This window comes from Leifsonia sp. NPDC058230, assembly GCF_042882245.1.
Taxonomy (GTDB): Bacteria; Actinomycetota; Actinomycetes; order Actinomycetales; family Microbacteriaceae; genus Leifsonia.
Genome location: NZ_JBHVWM010000002.1, coordinates 64,116 through 77,388 on the forward strand (window position 1 = coordinate 64,116; position 13,273 = coordinate 77,388).

Genomic DNA, 13,273 nt, shown 5'->3' on the forward strand with positions numbered 1-13,273 from the left:
TCAGCCCGCCGAGCCGGACCTGGCCGAGCCCGGCCGCGCCGCACCCGAACCGGACCCGATCGCACCCGATCCCACCGGGACCGGGGTCGACGCCACGATCCGCCGCACGATGTCGGCGATCACCGGTGCGCTCTCGTGGTGATGCCCGAGCGCCCGACTCGTCGGCAGCAGGCGGTGCCCGAGCACGGGAACGGCGAGCGTGTCGATGTCGTCGGGCAGCACGAAGTCACGGCCGTCGAGTGCCGCCTTCGCCTTGGCTGCTCGCACCAGCTGGAGGGTCGCGCGCGGGCTCGCGCCGAGCCTCAGGTCCCGATCCTCGCGGGTGGCCCGGACGAGGTCGACGGCGTACTGCTTCACCGGAGTGGACGCGAACACGCTCCGAGCCGTCGTCATCATGGCCCGCAACTCCGCCGAGGTCACCACCGGTCCGATCCGGGAAAGCGGGCTCGAGGTGTCGCGTCCCGTCAGCATCGCCATCTCGGAGTCGTCGTCGGGATAGCCCATGGCGATCCGCGCCATGAAGCGGTCGCGCTGTGCCTCGGGAAGGGCGTACGTGCCCTCCATCTCGACCGGGTTCTGCGTCGCGACGACGATGAACGGCGCGGAGAGCGGATAGGTCGACCCGTCGACGGTGACCTGGCGCTCCTCCATGCACTCCAGCAGGGCGGACTGCGTCTTCGGACTCGCGCGGTTGATCTCGTCGCCGATGACGATGTTCGCGAACACCGCGCCCGGCTTGAACTCGAACCGGCGCTCGGCCTGGTTGTAGACCGACACGCCCGTCACATCGCTCGGAAGCAGGTCGGGGGTGAACTGGATGCGGCTGACGGTGCAATCGACCGACTTGGCCAGCGCTTTGGCGAGCATCGTCTTGCCCACGCCCGGCACATCCTCGATGAGGAGATGGCCTTCGGCGAGGAGGACGGTCAGCGCGGTTCGGACGGCGTCGTGCTTGCCGTCGATCACCGACTCGACATTGACCGTGATCTGCTCGGCCCGGCGGCGCAGCTCTTCCAGGTCCATGCCTGCGGCGGCATCCCCCGCGGGCTCGGAGGGGGCGACGGACGATTCCGTCGGCTGGCGGGTCGCGTAACTGTTCATGTCTCCTGCAAGTACTCGTAGACGGCGGTGGGAACGTACGGGCTGACATCTCCCCCGAGCGCGGAGACCTGGCGCACGAGGGAGCTGGACAGGTGGGCGTTGGCCGGGTTCGGCAACAGGAAGACCGTCTCGACAGCGGCCAGGTGCCGGTTGACGATCGCCATCGGCGTCTCGTAGGCGACGTCGACCTGTGAGCGGATGCCCTTGACGAGCACGTGTGCGCCGACATCGGTGCAGTAGTCGACCAGAAGGCCCACGCTCCAGGATGCGACCACGATGTTGCCGAAGATGCCCGCGTCCTCGATCGACCGCTCGAGCAACGACACCCGCTGCGCGATGGGCAGGAGGGCCGACTTGTCGGGGTTGTGCACCACGAGAACGTGCACCTCGTCGAAAATGCCGGCGGCACGTTCGATCACATCGAGGTGCCCGAGAGTGACCGGGTCGAACGATCCAGGGACAACGGCGATCCTGTTCATAGAGCATCAGACTATCTCGACGTTCCCGGCATTTCGTTGTGAATCCGTTACCGAACCGGCGGCCGGGTCTCAGTGGCCCGGACTCACTCAGGATTTGGCGAGGAACGCGCGCTCGCTCTCGTCGAGGCGTCGTGCCAGAGCGGCGGCGAGGGCGGGATGCGCCCCCAGCCCGTCGCCCGATTCGAGCGTCTCCTGCGCGGCCGTCCGCGCTTCCGAGATGAGCTCCCCGTCCTTCGCGACGCGCAGCAGCCGCAGCGACGATCGGCCGCCGGATTGCCGGCTGCCGAGCACATCGCCCTCGCGGCGCAGCTCCAGGTCGATGTTCGCCAGCTCGAAGCCGTCGAGCGTCGCAGCGACCGCCTCCACGCGCTCTCGCGCGAGCGTCTCCGGCTCGGCGGAGGTGACCATGAGACAGAGCCCCGGGACACCGCCTCGCCCGACACGACCGCGCAGCTGATGGAGCTGGGACACGCCGAACCGGTCGGCGTCGAGGATCACCATCGCCGACGCGTTCGGCACGTCGACCCCCACCTCGATCACCGTCGTGGCGACGATGAGGTCGAGCGCGCCCGCGGCGAACGAACGCATCACCTCGTCTTTGACGTCGGACGACAGCTTTCCGTGGAGGACGCCGATGCGCGCCTCGGCGAACAGCGGATCAGCACGCACCTGTGCCGCCACCGCCTCGACATTCGCAACGGGACGGGCGGGGCCCTCATCGGGAGGACTCTCTTCGCCGTCGTCTTCGGCGTCCTTTCCCGTGATCGCCGGGCAGACGACGAAGACCTGCCTGCCCTTCGAGATCTCCTCGGATGCGCGCTCCCAGATGCGCCTCTCCCAGCCGGGCCGGTCGGCCAACGGCACGACGAAGCTCTCGATCCCCTGCCGGCCTGCCGGCAGCTGCGCGATCGTCGAGACGTCCAGGTCTCCGAAGACGGTCATGGCGACGGTTCGCGGGATCGGCGTCGCCGTGAGCACCAGGACGTGCGGCGGCGTTCCGCCCTTCGCCCGCAAAGCCTCACGCTGCTCGACGCCGAAGCGGTGCTGTTCGTCGACCACGACCAGGCCGAGGTCGAAGAAGGTGACCGCGTCCCCGAGGAGTGCGTGGGTTCCCACGACGATGCGCGCCTGCCCCGACACGGTGCGCAGCAGGGCCTTCTTGCGCTCCGCCGTCGACAGCTGACCGGTGAGCATCGTCGGCATGAGTTGTGCCGCCAGATCGGGCCCGAGCACTCGGACGATCGAACGCAGGTGCTGCGCCGCCAGAACCTCCGTCGGCGCGAGGAGGGCCGCCTGGCCGCCGGAATCCGCGACAGCGAGCATCGCCCGCAGCGCCACCAGGGTCTTGCCCGAACCGACTTCGCCCTGCACGAGCCGATTCATCGGCGCCGTGTCGGCGAGGTCGCGGGCGATCTCGCCGCCGACGGTCGCCTGATCGTCGGTCAGGGCGAACGGGAGCGCCGCATCGAAGCGCTCGAGGAAGCCGCCCGGCGACGGCCGACGCGGGGTCGCGGCGATGGCGCGCGCCGCTGCCCGTTGCTGCAGGAGGGCGGCCTGGAGTACGAAGGCCTCCTGGAAGCGAAGCGCATCCCTGGCACGCTGCCACTGCGCATCCTTCTCCGGCCGGTGGACGAGCTCGAGCGCTTCTCGGAACGGCAGCAGCCCCCGCTCCCGCGAGACCCCACCCGGAACCGGATCGTCGACGGGACCGAGTCCGTCAAGCACCAGAGCGGTCGCCTTCTGCACCTGCCAACTCGCCACGGTGCCGGTCGCGGGATAGATCGGGATCGGCGTCTGCGCCCAGTTCTTCGCTGCCGCGCTGTTCGTGCCGACCTCGCCGCCCTCATCCGGTTCGAACAACTCGTAGTCGGGATGCGCGAGCTGCAGCGCACCCCGGTAGTCGGAGACCTTGCCGGCGAAGATGCCGCGCACGCCCGGCACGAGGTCTTTGGCACGCCAGGCCTGGTTGAAGAAGGTGAGTGTGAGGATCCCCTCGCCGTCGGAGATCTTCACCTCGAGGATCGAGCCGCGTCGCGCCCGCATCGGCCGCTCCTGCACGCGCAGCACCTCGGCGACGATCGTGACGTTCTCGTCGATCGGCAGGTTGGCCAGCGCCGTCAGCTCACCGCGCTTCGCGTAGCGGCGCGGGTAGTGACTGAGCAGATCGGCGACGGTGCGCATCCCGAACGCCTTCTCGAAGGCGCTGGCGGTGCGGCCGCCGAGCACGCCGCTCAGCTTGGCGTCGAGGCTGATCGCGCTCTCGACGGCCGGGGAAGACGCGGAACTCATGGTTCGATCGTACGGGCCGCGTCCGTCAGGGCGGCGAGCTCGGCCACCACGTCGGGGTCCTCGGGCCGCTCGGCGGAGAGCCGCTGCTGGATGGCGAGGGCCTCGTCGGTGCGGCCGAGCAGCCGCAGGCAGTGCGCAAGCGCCCACTCGGCCCAGAAGAGCTGCGTATCGGTGCCGACCTCGCGCGCAGCAGAGAAGGCCGTCGCGAACTCCTCGAGCGCCGCGGACGGGTGCCCGTCGTCGAGCAGAGCGAGTCCGCGATTGTTGTGCAGGGTCACGGCCCAGCGGCGGGTGCGGACGTCGGTGGCGGCCTGCAGCTCGGTCAGCGCTTCGGCCGTCCAATGCGCCGAGCGGGTGTGATCGGCGATGGCGAGCATGTGGGCGGCGTCGACGGCGAGGAACACATCGCCGTCCCGGCGGGCGCGGGACAGCGCCTCCTCGAAGAGCGGGATGGCCTCCTCTTTGCGCCCGGACGAAGTGCGCAGGCGGCCACGCTCGAGCGAGATGCGCACCGCGAGCACCCCCAGCGCCGGCTCCAGGGAGTCGAGCAGGGCATCCGCCTCGTCGAAGCGTTGCTGCAGGCCGAGTGCCCGTGCGCGCTGGGTCTCCAACTCGGCCCGCACCAGTTCGGCACGGTCGGATTCGGCTGCCGCCTGCGCGAAACGTTCCGCAGAGGCGATCGGGTCGTCGAAGTTCCACAGGGCGTCGAGCTCGGACTGGTCGAGTCGTTCGTCCACGACACCATCTTGCTCGGCGAGAGGTCCCGGCCGCTAGGCTCGAATCCACTATGACTCGAATCGTCGCCGGTTTCGCCGGCTCGCTCGCCCTCCAGGTGCCGAAAAGCGGGACGCGACCCACCAGCGACCGGGTGCGGGAGGCGATCTTCTCGGCCCTCGACGCCCGTGACGAGCTCCACGGCGCCCGCGTGCTCGACCTCTACGCCGGGTCTGGCGCGCTCGGCCTCGAGGCCGCGAGCCGGGGCGCCGTCACCGTGATGCTCGTCGAGAGAGACTCCGAAGCGGCCGCCGTCGTGCGCAAGAACATCTCCGCGCTGCTCAAGGCCGCGCCGAAGGATGCGAAACCCAAGATCGAGGTGCGCTCGACGGCCGTGCAGACCTTCCTCGCCGGCTCGGGGTCCACCTACGACCTGGTCTTCATGGACCCGCCGTACGACCTCGGCGAGGACGACCTGCGCGACGCCCTCCTGACCCTGGAACACCGCCTCGGCCCTCACGCGACGATCTGCCTCGAGCGCAGCACCCGCTCGCCCGAGCCGCTCCTGCCGCCCGGCCTCACACTCGACCGGCGCAAGGACTACGGCGACACCGCGCTGTACTGGATCACCCCCGCCTGACCCGGGGCTGCGTGGGATCGTCCGTCAGCCGGCGTGCCCGTTCCAGCCGACATACGGATCCCAACCGCCACGCTCCTCGAAGAGGCGTCCGTCCACCAGCAATCCGGACCCCGCTGCGACGTGACCGATCGGCCGGAAGCCACCGGGCAGTGCCGTTCCCCGCGGGAAGGTCGCCAACAGGCCGTGGTCCTCACCGCCCGTGAGTGCGGTGCGCACGTCGTCGCCGAGGGCAGACGACTCCAGGTCGACGGCGACGCCGCTGTCCTCGGCGACGCGCCGCGCGTCGAGCGCGAGGCCGTCGCTCAGATCGAGCATGGCCGTCGCGCCGGCCAGAGCCGCGAGCGGTCCGTCGGCGATCGGCGGGTTGGGCCGCAACTGAGCGCCGACGGTCTCCGGATGCTCGCGCAGCACCTCCTCGAACCGCGCCCGGTCGGGCTCTCCGTTCTCATCCACCGCCCGCTCGAAGAGCAGCCGGAGGCCCGTCGCCGCCACGCCGAGGGCTCCGGACACCGCGACGACGTCCCCGGCCCGCGCACCGCTCCGGAGCACCGGCCGACGGCCCTGCAGGTCGCCGAACGCCGTCACGGCGATCGTGAACGTGCCGGAGACCGAGAGGTCGCCGCCGACGACGCCGCAGTCGGGGGCGAGCGCAGCACACGCATCCCGAAGCCCGTCGGCCAGGGAGAGCAAATCGGCGACCGGAGTGTCGCTGGGGGCCGCGATGGCGACGACCAGCGCTGTGGGGACGGCGCCCATCGCGGCCACGTCCGAGAGGTTCGTCGCGGCGGCCTTCCAGCCGAGGTCGTACGGCGCCGACCACGCCCAGCGGAAATCCGGGCCGTGCACCATCATGTCGGTGGTGACGACATAGCGGCCGTCAGGCGCGGCGAGCACGGCGGCGTCATCGCCGGGGCCGACGATCGTGGCGAACGACCGCGGCAGGCGCGGGAAGATCTGCTTGAGGGTCTCGCGCTCGGAGGCCTCGCCCAGCGTCGTTCCGGCGGTGGCGCTCCCAGACATCGTCATGCATCAAACGGTAGCCTGAAAGCGATGCCCAGACGCCACACCGCCCTCGCGGTGATCCTCGCCGCCGCCCTTCTCGCCCTCACGGGATGCGCCCCCATCGTCGCCCTCGACGCCGCGCCGGGCTCGAACGACCCCGGCTGCGCCGAGATCAGCGTGCGGCTGCCCGATTCCGTCGCGGGCAAGGCCAAGCGCGAGACGAACGCTCAGGCGACGGGCGCCTGGGGAACGCCCACCGCGGTGCTGCTCCGGTGCGGCGTGAAGCCGATCGGACCGACCACGCAGCCGTGCGTCAACGTGAACGGCATCGACTGGGTGCTGATGACCGATCCGGCCGCGAAGACGATCGTCTACCAGACCTTCGGGCGCGTCCCGGCGACCGAGCTGATCATCGACCATGTCTCGGGCGTGTCCGACTCGGCGGTGCTGCCCGAGTTCTCGGGTGCCATCGCCACCGTCAAACAGACCGAGAAGTGCCTCTCGACGCTGGACACCGATCCGGGAGCCTGAGTCGGAGAGCCCGCCCGACTGACCGGTGAAACGTCCGTCGCGACGGTCAGCCGGCGGCGCGGGCGAGAGCCACGGAGATGAGCTCGTCGATGAGTGCCGGATAGGACAGACCCGACTCCTGCCAGCAACGCGGGAACATCGAGATCGGGGTGAAACCCGGCATCGTGTTGATCTCGTTGATGACGAACCCGTCGGCCGTCAGGAAGAAGTCGACCCTGGCGAGTCCCTCTCCCCCGATGGCGTCGAACGCCTGCACGCCGAGCGCCTGCATGGTGGCGAGCTCGTCAGCGGTCAGGTCGGCAGGGCAGACGAGGTCGATCCCTGGAGCATCGAGGTATTTGGCTGCGAAGTCGTAGAAGTCACGCCCCGTGACGACGATCTCTCCGGCGACGGATGCGCGGGTCGCTTCGCCCGGGCGGCCGCCGAGCACGGCGATCTCGACCTCACGACCCGCGACCGACGACTCGATCAGCACGCGGTCGTCTTCGGCGAGGGCGGTCTCGATGGCCGCGTCCAGCTCGGACGCCTGCTTCACCTTGCTCACGCCGACGCTCGAACCCGCGCGTGCGGGCTTCACGAAGGCGGGAAGGCCGAGCTCCGCGGCGGCGGTGCGCACCGCATCCGGGCTCGTTCGCCATTCGAATGCGGTGACCGTGCGCCAGGGCGCCACCGGGATGCCCGACTGCTGCAGCACGGTCTTCGTGAAGTGCTTGTCCATGCCGAGAGCGCTGGCGAGCACTCCGCTGCCCACGTACGGGAGGTCGACGAGTTCGAGCATCCCCTGCACCGTGCCGTCTTCGCCCCACGGTCCGTGCAGGATCGGGAACACGACATCGACCGTGCCGAGGGAACGCGTCACACCGTTCTCGGTGACCGAGAGCTCGTGCGACCGGGCGTTCTCCGGCCACCGGATGCGCGAGCCGTTGTCCTCGACGGTCGGCAGCTTCTCCGCGTTCAGCGCGAACAGCGAAGCGTCGTCGGGCTGGAGGGTGAACGTACCGTCGCGCGTGATGCCGACGGGGATGACGTCGTACCGGTCGCGATCAATTGCGGTCAGCACTCCCGCCGCCGTTGCGCAGCTGATCGAATGCTCGCTTGAACGCCCCCCGAAGAGAAGAGCGACCACGAGTTTGTCCGTCATCCAGTGTCCTTTCGCCCTGAGGCTCGTCTGAGTCGGTGGTGAGGTGCGGGGCGATGTCCTTCGGGTCGAGCGTACCGTCCAGCACCTGGCTGACCTGGCGCACGATCGGCATCTCGACGCCGCGGGCCTCGGCCAGCCTGAGGATCGGCGCCACCGAGGCCAGCCCCTCCGCGGTCTGGTTCATCTGCTTCACGACGTCGTTGAAGCTGTAGCCCTGGCCGAGCAGCCGGCCGGCCGTGTTGTTGCGGCTCAGCGACGACTCGCAGGTCGCGATGAGGTCGCCGAGCCCGGCGAGACCGGACAGCGTGACGGCCTCCGCTCCGTATGCCACGGCGAAGTCGGTCATTTCGACCAGCCCGCGGGTGATGATCGACGCCTTCGTGTTCTCGCCGTACCCGACACCGTCGACGATGCCGATGGCGACCGCGATGAGGTTCTTCAGCACGCCGCCGAACTCTGTGCCGATCACATCGGTGTTGACGAAGCTGCGGAAGTACCGGTTGGTCGCGGCCATCGCCACGGCCTGGGCGGTCTCGAGGCTCACCGACGAGACCACGGCGGCGGTCGGCTGCTCGCGCGCGATCTCCAGGGCGAGGTTGGGCCCGGATGCGACGGCGATACGCTCCGGCTCGATCGGCAGCCCCTGGGCGATCACCTCGCTCATCCGCAACCCGGTGCCCTTCTCGACACCCTTCATCAGGCTCACGACCACCATCGACGGGGAGAGGAACGGAGCGACAGCCTCCAGGTTGGAGCGCAGAGTCTGACTCGGGATCGAGACGAAGACCTGTTCGGCGTCGCGCATCGCTTCGCCCAGCTTGCTGGTGGCCCGCAGGTTGCGGGGCAGGTTGATGCCCTCGAGATAATCGCTGTTGCGCTTCACCTCGTTGATCTCGCGAGCGAGTTCGGGACGCCGCGCCCAGAGGGTGACGTCGGCACCTCCGTCGGCGAGGATCTTGGCGAAGGTCGTCCCCCAGCTGCCCGCGCCGAGAACGGCCACCCTGCGGGGCGCGATGACGGGTGCTTTTCTCGAGCTAGCTCTCAAAGCGGCCCGTCTCCTTCTGGTCGTGCTCGGCGGGGTTCCACCGGGTCTCCGGAGCCTTCTCGCCGCGGAGGTCTTCCAACAGAGAGGTGATGGCTTCCATGATGGCGGCCGTTGCTTCGTTGAGAGTCGCCGAGTCCAGATTGCGGCCGCGGAAGGCCGAGAGGTCGACCGGGTCGCCGACCTTCACCGTGACCGTCTTGCGCGGGAAGAAGCTGATCTTCTTGCCGTAGCGCGCCATCACCTGCTGGGCGCCCCAATGGGCGACCGGGATCACGGGGATGTCGTGTTCGAGCGCCATGCGGGCCGCGCCGGTCTTGCCGCGCATCGGCCACATGTCGGGGTCGCGCGTCAGCGAGCCCTCCGGGTAGATGATCACGATGCGACCGTCGTCCACGATCTGCTGAGCGGACTGCAGCGGTGCGGAACCGCGTGCCGATCCGGCGCGTTCCACCGGCACCTGCCCCGATTTGCGCAGCAGCCAGCCGACCACGGGAATCTTGAAGAGGCTGCCCTTCGCCAGGAAGCGCGGCATCCGGCCGAGGTGCCAGCTGACCATCCCGATCATGACGGGATCGATCTCGGTGTAGTGGTTCGGAGCCACCACGAAGGCGCCGCGCCGCGGCAGCTTGTCGCCGTCGACGACCTTGAAGCGCACGGCGATGCTCATGATCGGGATGATGATCCCGGCGAGCACCCAGAAGATCGAGGGCTTGCTCGTCTCCTTGCGGGGCAGTTTGACGGGTGCGGAGGCAGGCTTCTGCTCTGAAGAAGGTCGGGACACGTCCCTATTATCCTTCGAGAACGAAGTCGGCTCCCAGCAGTTCGAGCTTGGTGATGAAGTTCTCGTACCCCCGGCTGATGATCCCGACGTTGCTGACGGTCGAGCGTCCCTCCGCGCTGAGCGCGGCGATCAGGTGGCTGAAGCCGCCACGAAGGTCGGGAACGACGATGTCGGCGCCGTGCAGCGGCGTGGGACCGGAGATGACGGCCGAGTGGTTGAAGTTGCGCTGACCGAAGCGGCACGGGTGGCCGCCGAGGCAGTCCTTGTGGATCTGGATGGTCGCGCCCATCTCGACGAGCGCGTCCACGAATCCGAAGCGCTGCTCGTACACCGTCTCGTGCACGATCGAGACACCGTTCGCCTTCGTGAGGGCGACCACGAGCGGCTGCTGCCAATCGGTCATGAAGCCGGGGTGCACATCCGTCTCGATCACGACAGGCTTGAGCTCGCCGCCGGGGTGGAAGAAGCGGATGCCGTCGTCGTGGATCTCGAACGCCCCGCCCACCTTGCGGAAGACGTTGAGGAAGGTGAGCATCTCGGGCTGACGGGCGCCGCCGACGTAGATGTCGCCACCGGTCGCGAGCGCGGCGGCAGCCCAGCTCGCAGCCTCGTTGCGGTCGAACAGCGCCGTGTGGCTGTAACCGACGAGCTTGTCCACGCCCTCGATCCGGATCACCCGGTCGGTGTCGACCGTGATGATCGCACCCATCTTCTGGAGGATGTTGATCAGGTCCATGATCTCGGGCTCGATCGCCGCGCCCTTGAGCTCGGTGATGCCCTCGGCGCGCACGGCGGTGAGAAGCACCTGCTCGGTGGCGCCGACACTCGGGTACGGCAGCTCGAGCTTCGCGCCGTGCAGGCCGTTGGGGGCGGTCATCCGGATGCCCGTCGGCAGCTTGTCGACGATCGCGCCGAACTTGCGAAGCACCTCGAGGTGGTAGTCGATCGGGCGGTCGCCGATGCGGCAGCCGCCGAGATCGGGGATGAACGCCTCACCGAGACGGTGCAGCAGCGGCCCGCAGAACAGGATCGGGATGCGGCTGGAGCCGGCGTGCGCGTCGATGTCGGCCATGTGGGCGCTCTCGACGGCGCTCGGGTCGAGCAGCAGCTCGCCCTCGTCGGCGCCGTCGGTGACCTTGACGCCGTGGATCTCCAGCAGCCCGCGGACGACCCGGACATCGCTGATGTCGGGCACGTCGCGCAGCACGCTCGGCCCCTCTCCGAGGAGGGCGGCGACCATCGCTTTGGTGACGAGGTTCTTGGCGCCCTTCAGTTCGATCCTGCCGCGGAGCGGGATGCCTCCGTTGATCGCGATGCGATCGCCTTTGAGGCCTACGCTGGCTCCTGCTGCCTGGGCGTCCTGAAGAAGTGAGTTCAAAGTTTCACCGGTAACGTCTTAGGCCGCCAGCTTTCGCGGCGGGCTTCGAATTCTGTGATGTGCGCCTCGTCACGCAGGGTCAGACCGATATCGTCCAGCCCTTCGAGCAAACGCCATCTAGTGTAATCGTCGATCTCGAATGAGACTGTGAGTTCACCGACGCTTGCAGTCTTGGCAACCAGATCCACGGTCGCCTCTATTCCCGGACTGGCTTCGACGGCCTGCCAGAGACGCTCGGCATCCTCCGGGGTGATCTGACCGGCGAGGAGACCCTGCTTGCCCGCGTTCCCGCGGAAGATGTCACCGAACCGTGGGCTCAGCACAGCGCTGAAACCGTAGTCGCGCAGCGCCCAGACGGCGTGTTCCCGCGAGGATCCCGTGCCGAAGTCGTTGCCGGCGATGAGGATCTTGCCTGCCTTGTACGGCTCCTGATTGAGGATGAAGTCGGGGTCCTGCCGCCAGGCGAAGAACAGGGCGTCGTCGAAGCCCGTCTTCGTGACGCGCTTGAGGAACACCGCCGGGATGATCTGGTCGGTGTCGACATCGGAGCGGCGGAATGGGACGGCTACGCCGGAGACGGTCGAGATCTTTTCCATCAGGCGCCCACCTTCTCTCCGCTGCGCGTATCCGTCACGCCATCACCCGGCGTGTCGCCGCCTTCGACGCCCTCGAGGTCCCAGGGACTGGAGAGTGTTCCGCGCACGGCCGTCGCCGCCGCGACCAGCGGTGAGACCAGGTGGGTGCGCCCGCCTTTGCCCTGCCGTCCCTCGAAGTTGCGGTTGGAGGTGGAGGCGCAACGCTCCCCCGGAGCGAGCTGGTCGGGGTTCATCCCGAGGCACATCGAGCAGCCCGCGAAGCGCCACTCGGCGCCGAACTCCTCGACGATCTTGTCGATGCCCTCGGCCTCGGCCTCGATACGCACACGGGCGCTTCCCGGCACGACCATGACCCGAACGCCGTCGGCCTTCTTGCGGCCCTTGATGATCGAGGCGAACGCGCGGAGGTCTTCGATACGGCTGTTGGTGCACGAGCCCATGAAGACCGCATCCACCGGGATGCTCTTCATCGGGGTTCCCGCCGCGAGGTCCATGTATTCGAGGGCGCGTTCGGCAGCGGCGCGCTGGTTGGCGTCGACGATGTCGGCCGGGTTCGGCACGGATTCGCTCAGGGACACGCCCTGGCCCGGGTTCGTGCCCCAGGTGACGAAGGGCTCGATGTCGGCGGCGTCGAGGTAGACCTCGGCGTCGAACACGGCGTCATCGTCGGTGACGAGCGTGTTCCAGTATTCGACGGCCTCGTCCCAGTCCTGACCCGCCGGCGCGTGAGGACGGCCCTTCAGGTAGGCGTACGTGGTCTCGTCCGGTGCGACCATCCCCGCCCGGGCGCCCGCTTCGATCGACATGTTGCAGATCGTCATGCGGCCCTCCATCGAGAGCGCGCGGATCGCACTGCCGCGGTATTCGAGCACATAGCCCTGGCCGCCGCCGGTGCCGATCTTGGCGATGACCGCCAGGATGATGTCCTTGGCCGTCACACCGGGGCGCAAGTCGCCCTCCACCGTGATCGCCATCGTCTTGAACGCCTTGAGCGGCAGCGTCTGCGTCGCCATGACGTGCTCGACCTCGCTGGTGCCGATGCCGAACGCCATCGCACCGAACGCGCCGTGGGTGGAGGTGTGCGAGTCGCCGCAGACGACAGTGATGCCCGGCATGGTGAGTCCGAGCTGCGGTCCGACGACGTGGACGATGCCCTGCTCGATGTCGCCGAGAGAGTGGAGGCGGATACCGAACTCCTCGGCGTTCTTGCGCAGGGTCTCGATCTGGGTGCGGCTGGTCAGGTCGGCGATCGGCCTGTCAATGCCGATGGTCGGGGTGTTGTGGTCTTCCGTCGCGATCGTGAGGTCGGGGCGGCGAACCGGGCGGCCTGCCATCCGCAGGCCGTCGAACGCCTGCGGGCTGGTCACCTCGTGCACCAGGTGCAGGTCGATATAGATCAGATCGGGCGAACCGTCCTCGCCTTTGACGACCAGGTGGTCACGCCAGACCTTCTCGGCCAGGGTGAGTGCGGTGCGCTCAGAATCGTTACTCATGGGGCTCGTGAACTCCTTGCTTGCTTCGGTGATCAGCCAACGACGAACTCCGCGACGAGGGAGGCCTGGAAACTAGGACCCGT

General features: G+C 68.6%; 13 protein-coding genes. 2 read left to right on the forward strand and 11 right to left on the reverse strand.

Going from position 1 to position 13,273, the window contains the following annotated elements:
* The 4 genes from ACFVV0_RS05890 to ACFVV0_RS05905 all read right to left on the reverse strand — a co-directional run bounded on the left by ACFVV0_RS05890 (nt 1) and on the right by ACFVV0_RS05905 (nt 4,606).
* Nucleotides 1–1,101, reverse strand: a complete 1,101-nt coding sequence (locus ACFVV0_RS05890) for an AAA family ATPase (protein ID WP_387059666.1) — start codon at nt 1,099–1,101, stop codon at nt 1–3.
* Nucleotides 1,098–1,580: a pantetheine-phosphate adenylyltransferase gene (gene coaD, locus ACFVV0_RS05895; protein WP_387059669.1), complete on the reverse strand. Its 483-nt coding sequence runs from the start codon at nt 1,578–1,580 to the stop codon at nt 1,098–1,100. The genes ACFVV0_RS05890 and coaD overlap by 4 nt, the downstream gene beginning before the upstream one ends.
* Before the next feature lie 87 nt (nt 1,581–1,667).
* On the reverse strand, nt 1,668–3,869 hold the full coding sequence (locus ACFVV0_RS05900; protein ID WP_387059672.1) for an ATP-dependent DNA helicase RecG: 2,202 nt from the start codon (nt 3,867–3,869) through the stop codon (nt 1,668–1,670).
* On the reverse strand, nt 3,866–4,606 hold the full coding sequence (locus ACFVV0_RS05905; RefSeq protein WP_387059674.1) for a hypothetical protein: 741 nt from the start codon (nt 4,604–4,606) through the stop codon (nt 3,866–3,868). Before ACFVV0_RS05905 ends, ACFVV0_RS05900 begins: the two co-directional genes overlap by 4 nt.
* Before the next feature lie 50 nt (nt 4,607–4,656).
* Here ACFVV0_RS05905 and rsmD point away from each other — a divergent pair, with 50 nt between their 5' ends.
* Nucleotides 4,657–5,223, forward strand: a complete 567-nt coding sequence (rsmD, locus tag ACFVV0_RS05910; protein WP_387059676.1) for a 16S rRNA (guanine(966)-N(2))-methyltransferase RsmD — start codon at nt 4,657–4,659, stop codon at nt 5,221–5,223.
* Between the two features lie 24 nt (nt 5,224–5,247).
* Here rsmD and thiL read toward each other — a convergent pair whose 3' ends face one another.
* On the reverse strand, nt 5,248–6,249 hold the full coding sequence (gene thiL, locus ACFVV0_RS05915; RefSeq protein ID WP_387059679.1) for a thiamine-phosphate kinase: 1,002 nt from the start codon (nt 6,247–6,249) through the stop codon (nt 5,248–5,250).
* 24 nt (nt 6,250–6,273) lie between these two features.
* Between thiL and ACFVV0_RS05920 the strand changes: the two genes are divergently transcribed.
* Nucleotides 6,274–6,756 (forward strand): DUF3515 family protein, encoded by a 483-nt coding sequence (locus ACFVV0_RS05920; protein ID WP_387059682.1) that lies wholly within the window; start codon nt 6,274–6,276, stop codon nt 6,754–6,756.
* Between the two features lie 46 nt (nt 6,757–6,802).
* Here ACFVV0_RS05920 and ACFVV0_RS05925 read toward each other — a convergent pair whose 3' ends face one another.
* The 6 genes from ACFVV0_RS05925 to leuC are packed head-to-tail and all read right to left on the reverse strand — an operon-like array spanning nt 6,803 to nt 13,190.
* Nucleotides 6,803–7,897, reverse strand: coding sequence for a D-alanine--D-alanine ligase family protein (locus ACFVV0_RS05925; RefSeq protein ID WP_387059685.1), 1,095 nt, complete (start codon nt 7,895–7,897; stop codon nt 6,803–6,805).
* The gene (locus ACFVV0_RS05930; protein ID WP_387059687.1) at nt 7,800–8,942 is read right to left on the reverse strand and encodes an NAD(P)H-dependent glycerol-3-phosphate dehydrogenase; all 1,143 of its coding nucleotides are present in this window, start codon (nt 8,940–8,942) and stop codon (nt 7,800–7,802) included. Before ACFVV0_RS05930 ends, ACFVV0_RS05925 begins: the two co-directional genes overlap by 98 nt.
* Nucleotides 8,932–9,723 carry a lysophospholipid acyltransferase family protein gene (locus ACFVV0_RS05935; RefSeq protein ID WP_387059690.1) on the reverse strand — a complete coding sequence of 264 codons (792 nt, stop codon included), beginning with the start codon at nt 9,721–9,723 and terminating at the stop codon, nt 8,932–8,934. Before ACFVV0_RS05935 ends, ACFVV0_RS05930 begins: the two co-directional genes overlap by 11 nt.
* A gap of 7 nt (nt 9,724–9,730) precedes the next feature.
* Nucleotides 9,731–11,101 carry a UDP-N-acetylglucosamine 1-carboxyvinyltransferase gene (gene murA / locus ACFVV0_RS05940; protein ID WP_387059693.1) on the reverse strand — a complete coding sequence of 457 codons (1,371 nt, stop codon included), beginning with the start codon at nt 11,099–11,101 and terminating at the stop codon, nt 9,731–9,733.
* Nucleotides 11,098–11,697 (reverse strand): 3-isopropylmalate dehydratase small subunit, encoded by a 600-nt coding sequence (gene leuD, locus ACFVV0_RS05945; protein WP_387059696.1) that lies wholly within the window; start codon nt 11,695–11,697, stop codon nt 11,098–11,100. Before leuD ends, murA begins: the two co-directional genes overlap by 4 nt.
* Nucleotides 11,697–13,190 carry a 3-isopropylmalate dehydratase large subunit gene (gene leuC, locus ACFVV0_RS05950; RefSeq protein ID WP_387059698.1) on the reverse strand — a complete coding sequence of 498 codons (1,494 nt, stop codon included), beginning with the start codon at nt 13,188–13,190 and terminating at the stop codon, nt 11,697–11,699. The genes leuD and leuC overlap by 1 nt, the downstream gene beginning before the upstream one ends.
* Nucleotides 13,191–13,273 lie beyond the last annotated feature (83 nt).

Coding starts and splice junctions, on each gene's coding strand:
- ACFVV0_RS05890 (WP_387059666.1), bottom strand. CDS start 1,101: ATGAACAGTTACGCGACCCGCCAGCCGACGGAATCGTCCGTCGCCCCC.
- coaD (WP_387059669.1), bottom strand. CDS start 1,580: ATGAACAGGATCGCCGTTGTCCCTGGATCGTTCGACCCGGTCACTCTC.
- ACFVV0_RS05900 (WP_387059672.1), bottom strand. CDS start 3,869: ATGAGTTCCGCGTCTTCCCCGGCCGTCGAGAGCGCGATCAGCCTCGAC.
- rsmD (WP_387059676.1), top strand. CDS start 4,657: ATGACTCGAATCGTCGCCGGTTTCGCCGGCTCGCTCGCCCTCCAGGTG.
- thiL (WP_387059679.1), bottom strand. CDS start 6,249: ATGACGATGTCTGGGAGCGCCACCGCCGGAACGACGCTGGGCGAGGCC.
- ACFVV0_RS05920 (WP_387059682.1), top strand. CDS start 6,274: ATGCCCAGACGCCACACCGCCCTCGCGGTGATCCTCGCCGCCGCCCTT.
- ACFVV0_RS05925 (WP_387059685.1), bottom strand. CDS start 7,897: ATGACGGACAAACTCGTGGTCGCTCTTCTCTTCGGGGGGCGTTCAAGC.
- leuD (WP_387059696.1), bottom strand. CDS start 11,697: ATGGAAAAGATCTCGACCGTCTCCGGCGTAGCCGTCCCATTCCGCCGC.
- leuC (WP_387059698.1), bottom strand. CDS start 13,190: ATGAGTAACGATTCTGAGCGCACCGCACTCACCCTGGCCGAGAAGGTC.